15 protein-coding genes are annotated in these 18,017 nt (G+C 55.7%); 7 read left to right on the top strand and 8 right to left on the bottom strand.

Translation table 11 applies throughout. From position 1 onward, the window contains the following. Nucleotides 1-9: 9 nt before the first annotated feature. Complete coding sequence (rluA, locus tag LU196_RS10765; protein ID WP_232759279.1) at nt 10-669, top strand: bifunctional tRNA pseudouridine(32) synthase/23S rRNA pseudouridine(746) synthase RluA; 660 nt, start codon at nt 10-12, stop codon at nt 667-669. Nucleotides 670-705: 36 nt separating this feature from the next. On the opposite strand, the gene djlA is transcribed toward rluA, so the two are convergent. Further along, nucleotides 706-1,512 carry a co-chaperone DjlA gene (djlA, locus tag LU196_RS10760; protein WP_232759278.1) on the bottom strand — a complete coding sequence of 269 codons (807 nt, stop codon included), beginning with the start codon at nt 1,510-1,512 and terminating at the stop codon, nt 706-708. 182 nt (nt 1,513-1,694) lie between these two features. Here djlA and lptD point away from each other — a divergent pair, with 182 nt between their 5' ends. From lptD to apaH, 6 genes are read left to right on the top strand one after another with little or no spacing between them, the layout of a single operon-like run. After that, nucleotides 1,695-4,076, top strand: a complete 2,382-nt coding sequence (gene lptD / locus LU196_RS10755) for an LPS assembly protein LptD (protein ID WP_232759277.1) — start codon at nt 1,695-1,697, stop codon at nt 4,074-4,076. Between the two features lie 54 nt (nt 4,077-4,130). Next, a complete protein-coding gene (gene surA, locus LU196_RS10750; protein ID WP_232759276.1) occupies nt 4,131-5,426 on the top strand; it encodes a peptidylprolyl isomerase SurA in 1,296 nt (431 codons plus the stop codon). Then, entirely contained in the window at nt 5,416-6,408 is a 993-nt protein-coding gene (pdxA, locus tag LU196_RS10745) for a 4-hydroxythreonine-4-phosphate dehydrogenase PdxA (protein WP_232759275.1), read from the top strand. Before surA ends, pdxA begins: the two co-directional genes overlap by 11 nt. After that, on the top strand, nt 6,401-7,225 hold the full coding sequence (gene rsmA / locus LU196_RS10740) for a 16S rRNA (adenine(1518)-N(6)/adenine(1519)-N(6))-dimethyltransferase RsmA (RefSeq protein WP_232759274.1): 825 nt from the start codon (nt 6,401-6,403) through the stop codon (nt 7,223-7,225). The genes pdxA and rsmA overlap by 8 nt, the downstream gene beginning before the upstream one ends. A gap of 4 nt (nt 7,226-7,229) precedes the next feature. Next, on the top strand, nt 7,230-7,607 hold the full coding sequence (gene apaG, locus LU196_RS10735) for a Co2+/Mg2+ efflux protein ApaG (RefSeq protein WP_232759273.1): 378 nt from the start codon (nt 7,230-7,232) through the stop codon (nt 7,605-7,607). Nucleotides 7,608-7,656: 49 nt separating this feature from the next. Beyond that, a complete protein-coding gene (apaH, locus tag LU196_RS10730; RefSeq protein ID WP_232759272.1) occupies nt 7,657-8,529 on the top strand; it encodes a bis(5'-nucleosyl)-tetraphosphatase (symmetrical) ApaH in 873 nt (290 codons plus the stop codon). A 42-nt stretch (nt 8,530-8,571) separates the two neighbouring features. Here the strand turns inward: apaH and folA are convergent, their stop codons facing one another. The 7 genes from folA to fkpB all read right to left on the bottom strand — a co-directional run bounded on the left by folA (nt 8,572) and on the right by fkpB (nt 18,002). Continuing rightward, on the bottom strand, nt 8,572-9,066 hold the full coding sequence (gene folA / locus LU196_RS10725) for a type 3 dihydrofolate reductase (RefSeq protein WP_232759271.1): 495 nt from the start codon (nt 9,064-9,066) through the stop codon (nt 8,572-8,574). Nucleotides 9,067-9,331: 265 nt separating this feature from the next. Continuing rightward, nucleotides 9,332-10,477 carry a porin gene (locus LU196_RS10720; RefSeq protein WP_232759270.1) on the bottom strand — a complete coding sequence of 382 codons (1,146 nt, stop codon included), beginning with the start codon at nt 10,475-10,477 and terminating at the stop codon, nt 9,332-9,334. Between the two features lie 244 nt (nt 10,478-10,721). Next, the gene (gene carB / locus LU196_RS10715) at nt 10,722-13,943 is read right to left on the bottom strand and encodes a carbamoyl-phosphate synthase large subunit (RefSeq protein ID WP_232759269.1); all 3,222 of its coding nucleotides are present in this window, start codon (nt 13,941-13,943) and stop codon (nt 10,722-10,724) included. A gap of 13 nt (nt 13,944-13,956) precedes the next feature. Further along, complete coding sequence (carA, locus tag LU196_RS10710) at nt 13,957-15,105, bottom strand: glutamine-hydrolyzing carbamoyl-phosphate synthase small subunit (RefSeq protein WP_232759268.1); 1,149 nt, start codon at nt 15,103-15,105, stop codon at nt 13,957-13,959. Nucleotides 15,106-15,578: 473 nt separating this feature from the next. Next, a complete protein-coding gene (dapB, locus tag LU196_RS10705; protein ID WP_232759267.1) occupies nt 15,579-16,391 on the bottom strand; it encodes a 4-hydroxy-tetrahydrodipicolinate reductase in 813 nt (270 codons plus the stop codon). A 206-nt stretch (nt 16,392-16,597) separates the two neighbouring features. Next, entirely contained in the window at nt 16,598-17,551 is a 954-nt protein-coding gene (gene ispH / locus LU196_RS10700) for a 4-hydroxy-3-methylbut-2-enyl diphosphate reductase (protein WP_232759266.1), read from the bottom strand. Next, a complete protein-coding gene (fkpB, locus tag LU196_RS10695) occupies nt 17,532-18,002 on the bottom strand; it encodes an FKBP-type peptidyl-prolyl cis-trans isomerase (RefSeq protein WP_232759265.1) in 471 nt (156 codons plus the stop codon). Before fkpB ends, ispH begins: the two co-directional genes overlap by 20 nt. Nucleotides 18,003-18,017 lie beyond the last annotated feature (15 nt).

Genomic DNA, 18,017 nt, shown 5'->3' with positions numbered 1-18,017 from the left:
CCCAATAACATGCTGATGGAACCTTACAATCCTCCCCGTGAGCCGTGGTTACATATCCTGTATCAGGATGCGCACATCATGGTGGTGAATAAGCCGAGCGGATTGCTGTCGGTACCGGGACGTCTGGCGGAGCACAAGGACAGCGTGATGACGCGCATCCAGCGTGATTTTCCGCAGGCAGAGTCGGTACATCGTCTGGATATGGCCACCAGCGGGGTGATTGTGGTTGCGCTCAATAAAGCCGCGGAACGGGAGTTGAAGCGGCAATTTCGCGAGCGCGAGCCGTCTAAAGTCTATGTCGCGCGCGTCTGGGGACACCCGTCGGCGGCAGAAGGCGTGATTGATTTGCCGCTGATCTGCGACTGGCCAAATCGCCCCAAGCAAATGGTGAGTTTCGAGCACGGTAAACCGGCGCAAACCGAGTATCAGGTGCTGGAACAGGAAGCGGGCAACAGCGCACGCGTCCTGCTGAAGCCGATCACCGGGCGCTCGCACCAGCTGCGCGTGCATTTGCTGGCGCTGGGGCACCCGATCCTGGGCGACAACTTTTACGCGCCGGAAGAGGCACGGCTGCTGGCGCCGCGCCTACAGCTGCACGCGGAGTCGCTCACTCTGACGCATCCGGCATTTGGTAACAGCATGACGTTCCGTCAGCCTGCGGACTTTTAATCGCGCGGCGCCACCCAGGCGCCGCCCGTTTCCGCCTTACTTAAAGCCTTTCTCTTTGCGGATCAGATCGTAGGCCGCCTGAATCTCCTGCGCTTTTTGCTTGGCCATCTCCATCATCTCTGGCGGCAGTCCTTTTGCCACCAGCTTGTCGGGGTGATGCTCGCTCATGAGCTTGCGGTAGGCACGTTTGATGGTGGTGCTGTCATCGCTGCTTTTCACGCCCAGCACGCTACAGGCGTCGTCCAGCGTGGGGCCGCGACGCGTTTGCTGGTAGGCACCGCCCTGATAGCCGCCGCCAAATTGCTGACCGCCTTCCATCATGCGCAGGAACTGATCGAACTGCGCGCGCGAAATGCCCAACTCTTCCGCAATCACATACAGCACCTGGCGCTCGTTGGGGTGCAAAGAACCGTCCGCATACGCCGCGTGGATTTGGATCTCCAGGAACACGCGAATCAGGTCGTAGCGACCAAAACAGGCGCTACGCAACTCGCGCAGCTTGCTGCGCAGCGGATAATCGCTCTGTTTCCCGTCGCGAAAAGCGCGCTGTGCAGCCGCGCGTGCTTCACCGTGCAGCTGAACGCGGTCCATTAATAAAGAAGCGGTCTGAATATCCGCCTCGGTTACGCGCCCCTTGGATTTGGTTAAATGTCCCATGATCTCAAAGGTGGTGCGGAAAAACAGGCTCTGACGCGCCTGCTGGTTGGCAAAATAGCCCTGCCCTTTTACGCTGCGCGCTTTATCAAACAGATGACCAATGACCAGACCAATCACAATGCCCCAAAAGCCAGCCCCGGAAAGAATGCCGAGAGCCAGACCGATAACTTTTCCCCAGTAGCGCATAAACTCCTCAATTCGCCATGCTTGCGGCTGAAAATTGCATTATCATACCTGTCATTTATCTCAGCGCCTAACGGCAGCGCGGTCGTAAAAGGATTAACACTGGCGGAACGCCGGGCAGTAAGTTAGTCTCTGACCGGATTGTCGGCATGATGCCCGTTTTCATGGAATTTTCGAAACCGCGTATGAAAAAACGTATACCTACCCTGCTGGCTACCATGATTGGTGCAGCGCTTTACAGTCAGCATTCGCTCGCCGACGATCTCATGTCGCAATGTATGCTGGGCGTACCGAGCTATAACCGTCCCGTGGTCAATGGTGATGCCAATTCACTGCCCGTCACCATTAACTCTGACTCAGCCAAAGGGAACTATCCGGATGACGCGGTGTTCACCGGAAACGTTGATGTTCAGCAGGGCAATAGCCGCATGCTCGCCGACGAAGTCCAGCTGCATCAGCGCCAAAAAGAGGGGCAAACCACCCCGGTGCGCACCGTCGATGCGCTGGGTAATGTGCACTACGATGACAATCAGGTCATCTTGAAAGGTCCTAAAGCCTGGTCGAATCTGAATACCAAAGACACCAACGTCTGGAACGGTGATTACCAGATGGTGGATCGTCAGGGGCGCGGTACCGCCGATCAAATGAAGCTGCGCGGTGAAAACCGCTATACCATTCTTGAAAACGGCAGCTTTACGTCGTGTTTGCCTGGCTACAACAGCTGGAGCGTGGTGGGTTCGGAAGTGATCCAGGACCGCCAGGAAGAAGTGGCGGAGATCTGGAACGCGCGCTTTAAGCTCGGCAGCGTCCCGGTGTTCTACAGCCCTTACCTGCAGCTGCCTATTGGCGATCGCCGTCGCTCCGGCTTCCTGATCCCCAATGCCAAATACGGCAGCAGCAACGGCTTCGAATTTATTCTGCCTTACTACTGGAACATCGCGCCGCAGGCGGATGCCACGATTACGCCGCACTATATGAGCAAACGCGGCATGCAGCTGGAAAACGAATTCCGCTACCTGACGGTGTTTGGTGCCGGCCTGATGGAATTCGACTACCTGCCGTCAGATAACCAGTATAACAAAGACAAGGCCGCCCGCCCGCTGGCCCAGAAAGACAGCAGCGATGACCGCTGGTTGTTCTACTGGCAGCACGCTGGCGTGTATGAAAGCCACTGGCGCTTCAACGCCAACTACACCAAGGTCAGCGATCCGTACTACTTCAACGATCTCTATTCGAAGTATTACAGCTCAACCGATGGCTACGCGACACAAAAATTCAGCGTAGGCTATGCGGACACCAACTGGGACGCCACGCTCTCCAGTAAAGATTTCCAGGTGTTTGGTGATACCACCACCAGCAACGTTTACCGTGCGCAGCCGCAGCTTGACGTCAATCTTTACCAGAATGATATTGGCCCGTTTGACGGTCGCATTTACGGCCAGGCGGTGAAGTTCACTAACGTTAACAGCCGGATGCCAGAAGCAACGCGCCTGCACATTGAACCCACCCTGGATCTGCCGCTGTCGAACGGCTGGGCCAGCTTAGACACTGAAGCCAAGCTGCTGGCCACGCACTATCAGCAAGACAATATCGATCGCTACAACAACGGCCAAGTGGGGGGTGTAGCCGCCCCAACCAATCCGCTCGATAGCACCGTTAACCGCACGCTGCCGCAGTTTAAAGTGGACGGTCGCCTGGTGTTCGATCGCGATATGGACTGGCAGCCGGGCTATACCCAGACGCTGGAGCCGCGCGTACAGTATCTCTACATTCCCTACCGGGACCAGAGCAATATTTATCCGTATGACTCTACGCTGCTGCAAACCGACTATACCGGCCTGTTCCGCGATCGCACTTACAGCGGCCTGGATCGCATCGCGTCGGCGAACGAAGTCGCTTCCGGCGTCACTACGCGCATTTATGATAACGATCTGGTTGAACGTTTTAACGTTTCTGTGGGTCAAATCTACTCGTTTACCCCGTCTCGTACCGGTGTAAACCAGACGAATAAAGAAGATGACACGGGCAGCCTGGTGTGGGCCGGCGACTCCTACTGGAAAATCAGCGACAATTGGTCTGCGCGCGGCGGGCTGCAATACGATACGCGCCTTGATAACGTCTCGCAGGGCAACGCCGTGCTGGAGTGGCGTCAGGACCAGGATCGCATGGTGCAGCTGAGCTATCGCTACAGCAGCCCGGAATATGTGGCACAGGCGCTGAATAACACCAGCTTGCTGACCAACCCTATTTATGAAAAGGGGATTTCGCAGGTGGGTACCACCGCCAGCTGGCCCATTGCTGACGCCTGGTCCCTGGTGGGCGCGTACTATTACGATACGCGCAACAGCCGCCCGGCCGATCAGCTGGTTGGCCTGCAGTACAGCTCCTGCTGCTACGCTATTCGTCTGGGTTACGAACGTAAGATCAACGGTTGGGAAAACAACGACAGTAAGTATGACAACCAAATCTCATTCAACATTGAGCTGCGTGGTCTGAGTTCTAACTATGGCTTGGGTACCGACAAAATGCTGCGCGGGGGCATCATCCCTTACCAGCGCGCTTTCTGATGTTGTGATGTTTGACAGGCTCTCCCGCAGTGCGGAAACAACAATGGATAAAGTATGAAGAACTGGAGAATGCTGATTCTTGGTGTGGCGGTCGCCGCTAACACTGCGTTCGCAGCCCCTCAGGTGGTTGATAAAGTTGCCGCCGTCGTGAACAACGGCGTGGTGCTGGAAAGTGACGTTGATAACATGCTGCGCACGGTGAAATCACAGGCGAAGCAGGCTGGTCAGCAGCTTCCAGATGACAAAACGCTCCGTCATCAAATCCTTGAACGCCAGATCATGGATAACATCATCCTGCAAATGGGTGAAAAAGCGGGATTACAGGTTACCGATCAACAGCTTGATGAGGCTATTCAGAACATCGCGGCGCAAAACCATATGACGCGGGATCAGCTGCGTAGCCGTCTGGCTTACGATGGCATGAACTACAGCGACTACCGCACGCAGATTCGTAAAGAGATGATGATTGCAGAAGTGCGCAATAACGAAGTGCGTCGCCGCGTCACGATTCTTCCGCAGGAAGTGGATACGTTAGCCACGCAGATTGGCGCACAGAACACCAAGGGAACCGAACTTAACGTCAGCCAAATTCTGCTGCCGCTGTCTGAAAACCCGACGCAGCAGCAGGTTGACGATCAGGAAGCGCTGGCGCGCAAGCTGGTTGGCGAGCTGAAAAATGGCGCGGACTTCGGCAAAATGGCGGTAACCTACTCTGCGGATCCGCAGGCGCTCAAAGGCGGAAACATGGGCTGGGCGAAAATCGAAGAGTTGCCTACCCTGTTCTCGCAGGCGCTGAGCACGGCGAAGAAAGGCGACATTGTTGGCCCCATTCGCTCCGGTGTGGGCTTCCACATTCTGAAAGTGAACGATCTGCGCGGCGAGAGCAAAAACATCTCCGTCACCGAAGTGCATGCCCGCCACATTCTGCTTAAGCCGTCGCCGATTCTCAGTGACGACCAGGCCCGTGCCAAAATTGAACAAATTGCTGCGGATATCAAGAGTGGCAAAACCACGTTTGCGGCGGCCGCTAAGCAGTTCTCTGACGATCCGGGCTCCGCGAATCAGGGTGGCGATCTTGGCTGGGCAACGCCGGAAATCTACGATCCTGCTTTCCGCGATGCCTTGCTCAAGCTGCAAAAAGGCCAGGTTAGTGCCCCTGTGCACTCCTCCTTTGGCTGGCATTTGATTCAGCTGTTAGATACCCGTCAGGTTGATAAAACCGATGCGGCTCAGAAAGAGCGCGCGTATCGCCTGCTGTTTAACCGCAAGTTTGCGGAAGAAGCACAGACCTGGATGCAGGAGCAGCGCGCCAGTGCCTACGTGAAGATTCTGGATAACAATGGTCAATAGTTATCGCGTGGCGATCACTCCCGGCGAACCCGCCGGGATTGGTCCCGACCTCACCGTTCAGCTGGCGCAGCAGAACTGGCCCGTTGAACTGGTGGTGTGCGCCGATGGCGCGATGCTTGAAGCTCGCGCTGCTCAGCTGGGTTTACCGCTGACGTTACACACTTATCAGCCAGGATCAACGCCCAAACCGCAGCAAGCCGGCACCTTAACATTGTTGCAAATCGACGCCCCTCACGCTGTGCGCCCGGGTGAACTTAATGTTGCCAATGCGCACTATGTGCTGGACACGCTGGCGCGTGCCTGTGATGGGTGTCTGCAGCAGGAATTTGCCGCGTTGATTACCGGTCCGGTGCATAAAGGCGTCATCAATGACGCCGGCATCGCCTTTACCGGACATACCGAATTTTTCGCCGATCGCGCTGGCGGGCATCGGGTGGTGATGATGCTGGCGACCGAAGCGCTGCGCGTTGCGCTTGCCACCACGCATCTGCCGCTTAAAGATGTGTCTGCGGCGATTACCCGTGAATGTCTGCATGAGGTCATTACCCTTCTACATCACGATCTCCAGCAAAAATTTGGCATCGCGCATCCCCACATTTTCGTCTGCGGTCTTAATCCACACGCGGGCGAAGGCGGCCATATGGGCCGTGAGGAAATTGACACTATCATCCCTGCCCTTGACGCGTTGCGTCAGCAGGGCGTGCAATTAACCGGGCCATTACCGGCCGATACGCTGTTCCAGCCCAAATATCTTCAGCATGCCGACGCTGTCCTGGCGATGTACCATGACCAGGGCTTACCGGTTCTGAAATTTCAGGGATTCGGCCGCGCGGTAAATATCACGCTGGGCCTGCCTTTTATCCGCACGTCTGTTGACCACGGTACCGCGCTGTCATTAGCCGGTCTGGGTCAGGCAGAACCCGGCAGCTTTATCACGGCGCTTAACCTCGCCATCACTATGATCAAGAGCAGTAATGAATAATCGCGTCCATCAGGGGCACTATGCCCGCAAACGTTTCGGGCAGAACTTCCTGAACGATCAATACATTATCGACAGCATCGTCTCCGCTATCCATCCACAAAAAGGAGAAGCGCTGGTGGAGATCGGCCCCGGTCTCGGTGCATTAACCGAGCCCGTGGGTGAGCGCCTTGATGCGCTGACCGTTGTTGAACTGGACCGCGATCTTGCCGCGCGTTTGCAGACCCATCCGTTTCTCGGACCCAAGCTGACCATTTTCCAGCAGGATGCGATGACCTTTGATTTTGCTGCGCTGGCGCAGGAAAAAGGTCAGCCGCTGCGCGTCTTCGGCAACTTGCCTTACAACATCTCGACCCCGCTGATGTTTCATCTTTTCAGCTATACTGGGTCGATTAAAGACATGCACTTCATGCTGCAAAAAGAGGTGGTCAATCGTCTGGTTGCCGGCCCGGGCAGCAAAGCTTATGGCCGCCTAAGCGTCATGGCACAGTATTACTGTCAGGTGATCCCGGTACTGGAAGTGCCGCCACACTCCTTTACGCCACCGCCTAAGGTGGACTCTGCCGTGGTGCGTCTGGTGCCTTATACACAGGCACCGTATCCGGTCAGCGATATTCGCTTGCTGAGTCGCATTACTACAGAAGCGTTTGGCAAGCGGCGTAAAACCCTGCGTAACAGTCTGGCCCATATGTTTACGGCTGGCGCGCTGGATGAACTGAACATTGATGCCTCGCTCCGTGCCGAAAACGTTACGGTGGCGCAGTATTGCGAACTGGCAAACTGGTTAGGCAATCATCAGGCTGCAACCCCGGAGAGCTAAGCGAATGAGTGACCTGGCCCGCGTGTGTGTTCATGTACAGAGTCAGTATGTGGCGTCACAATCTTCCCCGGAAGACGAACGGTACGTGTTTGCCTACACCATTACCTTGCGCAACATTGGCCGCGCCAACGTGCAGTTGCTCAGCCGCTACTGGCTGATTACCAATGGCAACGGGCGCGAAACCGAGGTGCAAGGTGAAGGCGTTGTCGGCGAGCAACCGCACATCGCGGCCGGCGGTGAGTTTCAGTATACCAGCGGCGCCGTTCTTGAAACGCCGATGGGCACCATGCAAGGTCACTACGTGATGATCGACGAACAGGGCGAAACCTTCCACGTCGAGATACCGGTCTTTCGGCTGGCCATCAATACCCACATACATTAATTCTCCTCCGCCCGGTCTGTCCGGGCGGCGCGTTTTATCGGACGATCGAATGAGTACATACCTGATTGGCGATGTTCATGGCTGTTATGACGAGCTACGCGCTCTGCTGGCGCAGGTTAACTTTGATCCCCAGCAGGATACGCTCTGGTTAACGGGCGATCTGGTCGCACGTGGCCCCGGATCGCTTGACGTGCTGCGCTACGTCAAGTCGCTGGGTAGCAGCGTACGCATGGTATTAGGCAATCACGATCTCCATCTGCTGGCCGTGTACGCTGGTATCAGCCGTAACAAGCCTAAAGATCGGCTCACGCCGCTGCTGGAAGCGGATGATGCCGATGATTTAATTAACTGGCTGCGCCGCCAGCCGCTGCTGCAGGTGGACGAAGAGAAAAAACTGCTGATGGCCCATGCAGGCATTACGCCGCAGTGGGATCTCGATACTGCAAAAATGTGCGCCCGCGAAGTCGAGGCCGTGCTGGCCAGCGACAGCTATCCGCTGTTTCTGGACGCGATGTACGGTGACATGCCCAATAACTGGACACCCGAACTCACCGGATTAGCCCGCCTGCGCTTCAGTACTAACGCACTCACGCGCATGCGCTTCTGCTTCCCCAATGGTCAGCTGGATATGATCTGCAAAGAGTCACCCGCAGACGCCCCGCCGCCGCTTAAACCCTGGTTCTCTGTGCCGGGCAAAATTGGCCCTGACTATACGCAGGTGTTTGGTCACTGGGCATCGCTAGAGGGCAAAGGCACGCCACCGCACGTTATCGGGCTGGATACCGGTTGCTGCTGGGGCGGCACGCTCACCCTGCTCCATTGGGAAAGCGGTGAATACTTCACGCAAACCTCAAACCGCGAGCCGGCACTGGCCGAGCCTGTCGCGACCGCCTCGTCGCCGCTTGACGATACCGCTTCCTAAAAAAAAGCCCCGCGGATTAGCGGGGCTTTTTTATCGGCATGCTTACACCCCAGACTCCGTGCGGCGATCCAGGATCTCAAAGCAATAGCTGTGTGAGTTCTGCGCGTCGGCATCGTGAAACTCGCTGAAGGTCGACTGCCACTCATCCGGCTCATAATCGGGGAACTGCGTGTCGCCCTCAACTTCAGCGTCGATATGCGTCAGATAGAGGCGATCGGCGCGCGCCAGCATCTGTTCGTAAATGCGACCGCCACCAATCACCATGATCTCTTGCGCATCGCCCGCGATCGCGATCGCTTCTTCCAGGGACGTGGCCCAGGTCACTCCCTCATGGGTACCTGGCTGACGGCTGACCACAATATTGAGTCGTCCAGGCAGCGGGCGACCAATGGATTCAAAGGTCAAACGCCCCATAATAACGGGCTTGTTCAGCGTATTACGCTTGAACCATGCCAAATCCGCGGACAGGTTCCATGGCATGGCATTTTCCATACCAATAATGCGATCCGCAGCCAGTGCCGCGATCAGACTAATCATGTTTAAAGACCTACAGGAAAAAATTGGCGCCATCATACGGAAAGGCGAAAGTTTCGTCGATAGGGCGACCGCGCTATTTACGTAAAGCACCTTTGCCACCGCATTTTTGCGGCACGGCAGAGTATTACTCCAGTATTTAAGACAAGGCTGGAAAGAGCCGCCATCCTTAGCCCAGGTCACGGCACAATTCAGGGGTCAATCGGGAGGTCGCGGCAATCAAATGTAAAGAAACCAATGACCCCCGCAGGGGCCGTTGGCTAAGCCCTTAGAAATCGTAGCGCAGGCGAACCAGGTTGACGTTGCCCAGAGACTTATCGGTGCTGGAGGTAATCACGTATTCGTAATCCACACGGAAACCGTAGTCGAGCTGCGCACTGACGCCGACGCCGTTATCAATGCGCTTGTAGTTACGGCCATTGACGAACTCCAGTCGGTCGCCCATGACGTAAGGCTGCACCGATTTCACCGCATAGTGCCCCACCGGGAATTTATAGCCCGCGAAGTACTCAACGCCCCATGCATCGTCAGCAAAATAAGTGTTGGCATTTTTAATGCCGGTTGGCGCAAAGTTCTGATACCAGCCTGCGCCCGCTGAAAGCGTCCAGCTATCCGGTGTCCAGCTCAGCGCCGTGCCATAAATGTTTTGGTTGTAATCTTTGCTGTCGCCGCTGGCGTTGTTGCGCATCGTCGCGCGGGTGAAGTTCCACGCGGTGCCCCAGGTCAGATCGTGCGCAAGGTGGTAGTCCACGCCAAGCGAGCCACCGCCCTTACGCTGATAGCGCAGGTTATTACCGCGCTGCAGCAGCGCATTGTCCTCAAACAGATAGGCAGCATAGACATCTGCATCGCCGAAACTGTTCTTATATTTAAGCATTTTACGTGAACGGTAGGTGCCATCGTAATCGCCGTTGATCCCCACGCCCGAGCCCTGGGCTTTCATGTCGTAATCCCAGATGTCGGTTTTGGCACCCACCACATCATAGAAGACGCTGTTTTGCTGGCCGAACGTCAGCTGGCCCCAGGTTTTACTTTTGAAACCGGTATAAAGCTGACGGCGGGTGGTGTCGCGGTCAGTGGTGGCATAGTGGTGATCCCAGTTGAACTGGGCGGGAATATTTACGCCCAGCTCGTAATAGCTCACCCAGCTTACGTCGTCAAACAACGCATAATCTGCGCCAAAGCGGAAACGGGTGCCGCCGTCGTAGCCGTTGCGTTTATACGACTTGTCGTTGACGCCGTTTTGATGCAGAAATTGTGGACGGATACTGCCGCCCACTTTGAATGTCAGCCGACTAAGTGGATCGCCCGCCTGGGGATCTTGTTTTAACAAGGTAATTTCCGCCTGGCTGGCAAGCGGCGCAGCGGCGAGTAACGCGGCGACCGCGCAAAGAGTGAAAGCACGCATTTTCATTTTTATATCCCGATAAGGTAAACGCTCTTTTCATGAGCGAGCGAGATAGTAAGGGGTGACTGACGGGGATACGTTTATAAATTTGTGCGAATATTCCTAAAAATGCGTTTTACCGCATGATTAGACAAACCTTATGTCAAATTACTACTTTCACTGTCTTAAACGCTAACCATAAGTTAAATCGATAAAAAAAGCGGCGCACTTAGGCGCCGCTGAGAGACGTAATCACCGCTTGTTGCAGACGTTATTTTATCTGCGCGTGCATCTCCTGCACGGAAATGACTTTTTCCGTGGGATCCGCGTTAAGCGCCATGGCAGTAGCAAAGCCACCATTCAGGGTAGTGTCGTAGTGCACTTTATACTGCAGCGCGCTGCGGCGAATCAGCTTGGAATCCTCAATCGCCTGACGTCCCGCCGTGGTGTTCACGATATAGGTATATTCACCGTTCTTCAGGCGATCCTGGATATGCGGACGGCCTTCGTGCACTTTGTTCACCAAGCGCGGATTGATGCCGGCTTCGCCCAGCACCACGGCGGTGCCGTGGGTCGCATCCAGCTCAAAGCCAAACTTCTGCAGCTTCGCCGCGAGGTCGACGATACGCTTCTTATCGCCCTCACGCACTGACAGCAGCGCACGACCGGTTTTTTTCATGTTGCTTTGCGCGCCCAGCATCGCTTTCGCGAAGGCTTCCGCAAAGGTACGGCCCACGCCCATGACTTCGCCGGTGGAGCGCATTTCTGGCCCCAGAATCGGATCGACGCCCTGGAACTTGTTGAACGGCAGCACCACTTCTTTTACCGAGTAATACGGCGGGATAACTTCTTCCGTCACGCCCTGCTCGGCCAGGGTTTTACCGGCCATCACGCGTGCGGCCACCTTGGCCAGCGGCACACCGGTGGCTTTCGAGACAAATGGCACGGTACGCGCGGCGCGCGGGTTCACCTCAATCAGGTAAACTTCGTTGTCCTTCACCGCAAACTGCACGTTCATCAACCCGCGCACGTTCAGCTCAAAGGCGAGTTTTTCAACCTGCTGACGCATCACGTTCTGAATGTCCGTGCTCAGCGTGTAGGCGGGCAGTGAACAGGCGGAGTCACCTGAGTGTACGCCGGCTTGTTCGATGTGCTCCATAATACCGCCAATCAGCACGCGCTCGCCGTCGCAAATGGCGTCAACATCCACCTCAACGGCATCGTCCAGGAAGCGATCCAGCAGCACCGGCGCATCGTTGGACACCGAGACGGCGTTCTGGAAGTAGCGTTTCAGGTCGATTTCGTCATAGACGATCTCCATGGCGCGACCGCCCAGCACATAGGAAGGACGCACCACCAGCGGATAACCGATGGCGACGGCTTTTTCCACCGCCTGTTCCAGCGTGGTCACCGTGGCGTTGGCCGGCTGTTTCAGGCTCAGACGTTCAACGGCCTGCTGGAAGCGTTCGCGGTCTTCCGCACGGTCAATCGCGTCCGGGCTGGTGCCGATCACCGGCACACCGGCCGCTTCCAGCGCACGCGCCAGCTTCAGCGGCGTTTGACCGCCGTATTGCACAATCACCCCTTTAGGCTGTTCGATGCGCACGATTTCCAGCACATCTTCCAGCGTCACAGGTTCAAAGTAGAGGCGGTCAGAGGTATCGTAATCGGTGGAAACGGTTTCTGGGTTACAGTTGACCATGATGGTCTCGTAACCGTCTTCACGCAGCGCCAGCGCGGCGTGCACGCAGCAGTAATCAAACTCAATGCCTTGGCCGATACGGTTTGGACCGCCGCCCAACACCATGATTTTGTCACGGCCCTGGCTTGGATTCGATTCGCACTCTTCTTCATAGGTGGAGTACATGTAGGCCGTGTCGGTGGCAAACTCTGCCGCACAGGTGTCCACGCGCTTGTACACCGGATGCAGGTTAAACTGGTGACGCAGCTTGCGAATTTCACTTTCGGCTACGCCGGCCAGCGCCGCCAGGCGGGAATCGGCGAAACCTTTACGTTTCAGCGCGCGCAAGAACTCGGCATTCAGGCCATTGACGCCTTCACGTGCCACCTGCTCTTCCAGACGCACCAGCTCTTCAATCTGAACCAGGAACCAGCGATCGACATTGGTCAGATTGAAGACGCCATCCACTGACATGCCCGCGCGGAACGCATCGGCGATGTACCAAATGCGGTCAGAGCCCGCATCTTTCAGCTCGCGACGGATGCGGGTTAACGCTTCTGCGTCATCCAGATCAACTTTTGGATCGAATCCGTTGGCACCCACTTCCAGGCCGCGCAGCGCTTTCTGCATCGACTCCTGGAAGGTACGACCAATCGCCATGACTTCACCCACGGATTTCATTTGCGTGGTGAGGCGATCGTTCGCGCCGGCGAATTTTTCAAAGTTAAAGCGAGGGATCTTGGTGACAACGTAGTCGATAGACGGCTCAAAGGACGCCGGCGTGCGGCCGCCGGTGATGTCATTCATCAGTTCATCAAGCGTGAAGCCTACCGCCAGCTTGGCCGCGACTTTTGCAATCGGGAAGCCAGTCGCTTTCGATGCCAGCGCCGACGAACGTGACACGCGCGGGTTCATTTCAATAACGATCAGGCGACCATCTTTTGGGTTGACCGAAAACTGCACGTTCGAGCCGCCCGTTTCCACGCCGATTTCACGCAGCACCGCCAACGAGGCGTTACGCATGATCTGGTACTCTTTATCAGTCAGCGTCTGCGCGGGTGCTACCGTAATAGAGTCACCGGTATGAATGCCCATGGCATCGAAGTTTTCAATGGAGCAGACAATAATGCAGTTGTCATTTTTGTCGCGTACCACTTCCATCTCATACTCTTTCCAGCCAATCAGCGACTCGTCAATCAGCAGCTCATTGGTGGGCGACAGGTCGAGACCGCGTTCGCAGATCTCTTCAAACTCTTCACGGTTGTAGGCGATACCCCCGCCGGTGCCGCCCATGGTAAAGGATGGACGAATGATGCAGGGGAAGCCAACGTCTTCCGCCACCTGCAGCGCCTCTTCCATGCTATGGGCAATGCCGGAGCGCGCGGTATCGAGACCAATGCTCTTCATCGCCACGTCAAAGCGACGACGATCTTCGGCTTTATCGATGGCATCAGCGGTGGCGCCGATCATGGTTACACCAAACTCTTCCAGCACGCCCTGGCGCTCAAGCTCCAGCGCACAGTTCAGCGCCGTTTGTCCACCCATGGTCGGCAGAACGGCATCCGGACGCTCTTTTTCGATGATTTTGCGTACCACTTCCCAGTGGATAGGCTCAATGTAGGTGGCATCCGCCATTTCCGGGTCGGTCATGATGGTCGCCGGGTTGGAGTTCACCAGAATGACGCGGTATCCCTCCTCACGCAGCGCTTTGCACGCCTGCGCGCCGGAGTAGTCAAATTCACATGCCTGGCCAATCACAATCGGGCCAGCGCCAAGGATCAGGATAGATTTTATGTCAGTACGTTTTGGCATCGTGGGCTCCTGATTACTTCGCGTTTGAACGGTAGGCTTCAATCAGTTCGATAAAGTGATCGAACAGTGGCGCCGCATCGTGCGGGCCTGGGCTCGCTTCGGGGTGTCCCTGGAAGCTGAAAGCCGGTTTATCGGTGCGGTGAATACCCTGCACCGTTTGGTCGAACAGCGACACATGCGTGACGCGCAGATTGGCAGGCAGTTGAGCATCATCCACTGCGAAACCGTGGTTCTGCGCGGTGATCATCACCGTGTTATTGTCGAGATCTTTCACCGGATGGTTGCCGCCGTGGTGGCCTAATTTCATTTTCACCGTCTTGGCACCGCTCGCCAGCGCCAGCAGCTGATGACCCAGGCAGATACCAAATACCGGAATGTCGGTGGTCAAGAAGGTTTGAATAGCCTGAATCGCGTAATCACACGGCTCCGGGTCACCGGGTCCGTTGGACAGGAAGATACCGTCTGGATTCATGGCCAGCACTTCTTCCGCCGGGGTTTTCGCAGGCACCACCGTCAGGCGGCAGCCGCGATCCACCAGCATGCGCAGGATGTTACGCTTCGCGCCGTAATCGTAAGCCACAACATGATAAGGCAGCGCTTCTGCCGTTTGTTGCTCAGGCAGATCGTTTGCCAGCGTCCAGCTGCCTTGCTGCCAACGGTAGGTCTCTGCGGTCGTGACTTCTTTGGCCAGATCCATGCCCTTCAAACCGGGGAACGCCTGCGCTTTTTGCAACGCCAGCGCCGCATCCGGGTTATCGCCCGCGATGATGCAGCCGCTCTGCGCGCCTTTCTCGCGCAGCAGACGGGTCAGTTTGCGGGTATCGATATCCGCAATGCCGACAATATTATTGCGCTGCAAATACGCTGACAAACTCTCTTCGCTGCGGAAGTTGCTGGTAATCAGCGGTAAATCGCGGATAACGAGCCCTTGCGCATGGATTTGGCTGGATTCTTCATCAGCGCGGTTGACGCCAACATTGCCGATATGGGGATAAGTGAGAGTAACGATCTGGCGGGAATAGGAAGGATCAGTGAGAATTTCTTGATAACCGGTCATTGACGTGTTGAAAACGACCTCACCCACTGCCGACCCCGTTGCCCCTATGGCCCGACCGTGGAATTGGGTTCCGTCTTCCAGAACCAAGAGCGCTGACTTAATCAAAACATCCTCCAGGGAATAAACAGTCACAATATCTGCATATTAATTCAAAACAGACGTCTGAATCAACGTAAAAACCGCCTGACTGCTCGATTTTTGGCAAATTGCGCGCATTCTAATGATCACCCTGGTGAAAGTCTACACTTTAGGGCTATTTTTTTAGGTTTTATACGTCACTGGAGATAAAACTTGTCGAAAACCAGTAAAAGATCGCAATAACTCAGTCAATTAAACGGTTGCCTGATGAAATCAACCGCCGCAGTGCGCCAACCGGAGGATATTTTTGACCAAATGGTCAAAATTTGCGTTTGCGACAGGAAAAACGCAGGGTAAAAACAATAAAACGCGCAACTCACCTTATTTTTTAATGCTCCCTGCTACTTTTAGGACAAAATAAAGGGCAATAATAATATTGCCCTTTTCAATCAATGTATTGCTGATTGAAATAACCACATCACGATGGTTCACAACACAGGTTAAACCGGCAAATCCAGCACATCACGCATATTAAAAAGCCCGTTTTCTTTACACTTAACCCATAACGCCGCTTTAACCGCCCCTTTTGCAAAGGTCATACGGCTGGTAGCTTTGTGGGTGATCTCTACGCGCTCGCCAATGTCCGCAAACATCGCTGTATGCTCGCCCACGATGTCACCCGCGCGCACGGTGGCAAACCCTATGGTATGAGACTTGCGCTCGCCGGTATGGCCCTCACGGGCATAGACGGCGTGATCGTCCAACTTCCATTCCATGGCGTCTGCAATCGCTTCCCCCATGGCCAAGGCCGTCCCGGACGGTGCATCGACTTTATGGCGGTGGTGCGCTTCCACGATCTCGATATCCGCATAGTCGCCCATGACTTTGGCGGCCTGCTGCAGCAAATTGAGCACCAGGTTAACCCCCACGCTAAAGTTTGCTGCGAACACGATGCCGATCTCTTGCGAGGCCGCCTGAATGGCGGCTTTCCCCGCCTCATCAAAACCGGTGGTGCCAATCACCATCGCCTTACCGTGCGCGCGACAAAATGCCAGGTAAGCTAACGTGCCCTCGGGGCGCGTAAAATCGATTAACACATCAAAGTGTTCGACCACCTTCAGCAAATCATCGGTTATCGCGACGCCAATATTGCCTACGCCCGCCATTTCACCAGCATCCGCACCCAGCAGGGAGGAACCTTCTCGTGCCAGCGCCGCCCCCAGCACCACGCCTTCTGCTTCGTGAACGGCCTGGATCAAATTACGCCCCATACGGCCAGGGGCACCCACGATAGCTACGCGGATCTCACTCATATTTATTCATTCCTGATACAAAACTATGCATGCACGTGAACAGGTTAACGGTCAGATAACCCTCACGCCACCTTAAAAAAGCCATAATTAGAATTTTGTACTCGCCGCCCAAGATCATCAGTAAAAGCAATGTCCGCCCGGCAAGTACGCGGACGCCAGGCAAAAAAAAGACCGAACAGCGTCGGTCTTTTTTGTTTGTCGTTCGGTTACTGAACGTTGCGTACGTCAACGCGCAGCTCTTTGGGCACTTCGAACACAATATTCTCTTCCCGACCAATAAGCTCAACCGCTGCTTCGCCGCCGAGTTCGCGCAAGCGCTCAACCACCTGCTGCACCAGAATATCCGGCGCCGAGGCACCGGCCGTCACGCCAATGGTTGCGCGATCTTTAACCCACTCTTCCTGGATATCGTCCGCGGAGTCAATCAGCTTGGCAAGTTTGCCCGCGCGCTGGGCCAGTTCGGCCAACCGGTTAGAGTTTGATGAGTTTTTTGATCCTACGACCAGCACCACATCCGCATCGCGCGCCAGCACGCGAACGGCTTCCTGACGGTTAGTCGTGGCATAGCAGATGTCATCTTTGCGCGGCCCCACGATCGCCGGGAAGCGCTGACGCAGCGCGTCAATCACATCGGAGGTGTCGTCAACGGAGAGCGTGGTTTGCGTCATAAAACAGAGATTGCTCTCGTCTTTAACGTTGAGCTTGAACACATCTTCCGGTGATTCCACCAAATACATGCCGCCAGCGGGGTTGTTGTACTGCCCCATGGTGCCTTCCACTTCAGGATGCCCGGCATGGCCGATAAGGATAGCCTCCACGCCTTTGCGACTGGCACGCGCCACTTCCATATGCACTTTGGTCACCAGCGGGCAGGTGGCATCAAATAACATCGTCAGATTGCGCGATTTTGCTTCGGCGCGCACTGCCTGAGAGACGCCGTGCGCCGAGAAGATCAAAATGGCGTTGTCCGGCACTTCACTGATCTCTTCGATGAAGATCGCACCGCGTTCACGCAGGCCGTTGACCACATAGCGGTTGTGCACCACTTCGTGTCGGACGTAGATAGGGGCGCCGTACATCTCCAGCGCGCGCTCAACAATGCTGATCGCACGGTCGACGCCCGCGCAAAAGCCGCGCGGGTTAGCTAACAGAATTTGCATCGTTTGCCTCCAGGACCGGATCGATTTCCAGCACTTCAATCTCAAATTGAATGCGCTGACCGGCCAGCGGATGGTTGAAGTCCACGGTGATTGAATCGCCGGAGACTTCGCGGATCACGCCGGGCATTTCACTGCCGCCCATGCCGCTGAATAGCATAATCGCCCCGACTTCCGGCTCACCGGCGTCGATGAAATCACGGCGCGAGAAGTACTGAATCAGGTCTGGGCTACTGGCACCAAACGCATCTTCTGGCGCCAGGGTAAAGGTATGCTTATCGCCGGCCTGGCGACCGAGTAATTCCTGCTCAAGCGCGGCTGACAGGCTGCCATCTCCCAGACGGAACAGCGCTGGTTTGCCGTTGGCGCGCGTGGATTCGGCCGTTGAGCCATCTTCCAGCTTGAGAATAAAATGCACCAGCAACGCGCTGTCGCGCTGAACTAAGTCTGTCATTGATTACCCTTTCTC

The organism is Pantoea sp. Mb-10 (assembly GCF_021272205.1).
GTDB lineage: Bacteria > Pseudomonadota > Gammaproteobacteria > Enterobacterales > Enterobacteriaceae > Pantoea.
Note: the sequence above shows the minus strand (reverse complement) of the source record. Positions and strands in the feature narration are given on the sequence as shown.

Excerpts from the sequence above, each read along its gene's own strand:
- rluA (WP_232759279.1), top strand. The coding sequence starts at position 10 with ATGCTGATGGAACCTTACAATCCTCCCCGTGAGCCGTGGTTACATATC.
- djlA (WP_232759278.1), bottom strand. The coding sequence starts at position 1,512 with ATGCGCTACTGGGGAAAAGTTATCGGTCTGGCTCTCGGCATTCTTTCC.
- lptD (WP_232759277.1), top strand. The coding sequence starts at position 1,695 with ATGAAAAAACGTATACCTACCCTGCTGGCTACCATGATTGGTGCAGCG.
- surA (WP_232759276.1), top strand. The coding sequence starts at position 4,131 with ATGAAGAACTGGAGAATGCTGATTCTTGGTGTGGCGGTCGCCGCTAAC.
- pdxA (WP_232759275.1), top strand. The coding sequence starts at position 5,416 with ATGGTCAATAGTTATCGCGTGGCGATCACTCCCGGCGAACCCGCCGGG.
- rsmA (WP_232759274.1), top strand. The coding sequence starts at position 6,401 with ATGAATAATCGCGTCCATCAGGGGCACTATGCCCGCAAACGTTTCGGG.
- apaG (WP_232759273.1), top strand. The coding sequence starts at position 7,230 with ATGAGTGACCTGGCCCGCGTGTGTGTTCATGTACAGAGTCAGTATGTG.
- apaH (WP_232759272.1), top strand. The coding sequence starts at position 7,657 with ATGAGTACATACCTGATTGGCGATGTTCATGGCTGTTATGACGAGCTA.
- folA (WP_232759271.1), bottom strand. The coding sequence starts at position 9,066 with ATGATTAGTCTGATCGCGGCACTGGCTGCGGATCGCATTATTGGTATG.
- LU196_RS10720 (WP_232759270.1), bottom strand. The coding sequence starts at position 10,477 with ATGAAAATGCGTGCTTTCACTCTTTGCGCGGTCGCCGCGTTACTCGCC.
- carB (WP_232759269.1), bottom strand. The coding sequence starts at position 13,943 with ATGCCAAAACGTACTGACATAAAATCTATCCTGATCCTTGGCGCTGGC.
- dapB (WP_232759267.1), bottom strand. The coding sequence starts at position 16,391 with ATGAGTGAGATCCGCGTAGCTATCGTGGGTGCCCCTGGCCGTATGGGG.
- ispH (WP_232759266.1), bottom strand. The coding sequence starts at position 17,551 with ATGCAAATTCTGTTAGCTAACCCGCGCGGCTTTTGCGCGGGCGTCGAC.
- fkpB (WP_232759265.1), bottom strand. The coding sequence starts at position 18,002 with ATGACAGACTTAGTTCAGCGCGACAGCGCGTTGCTGGTGCATTTTATT.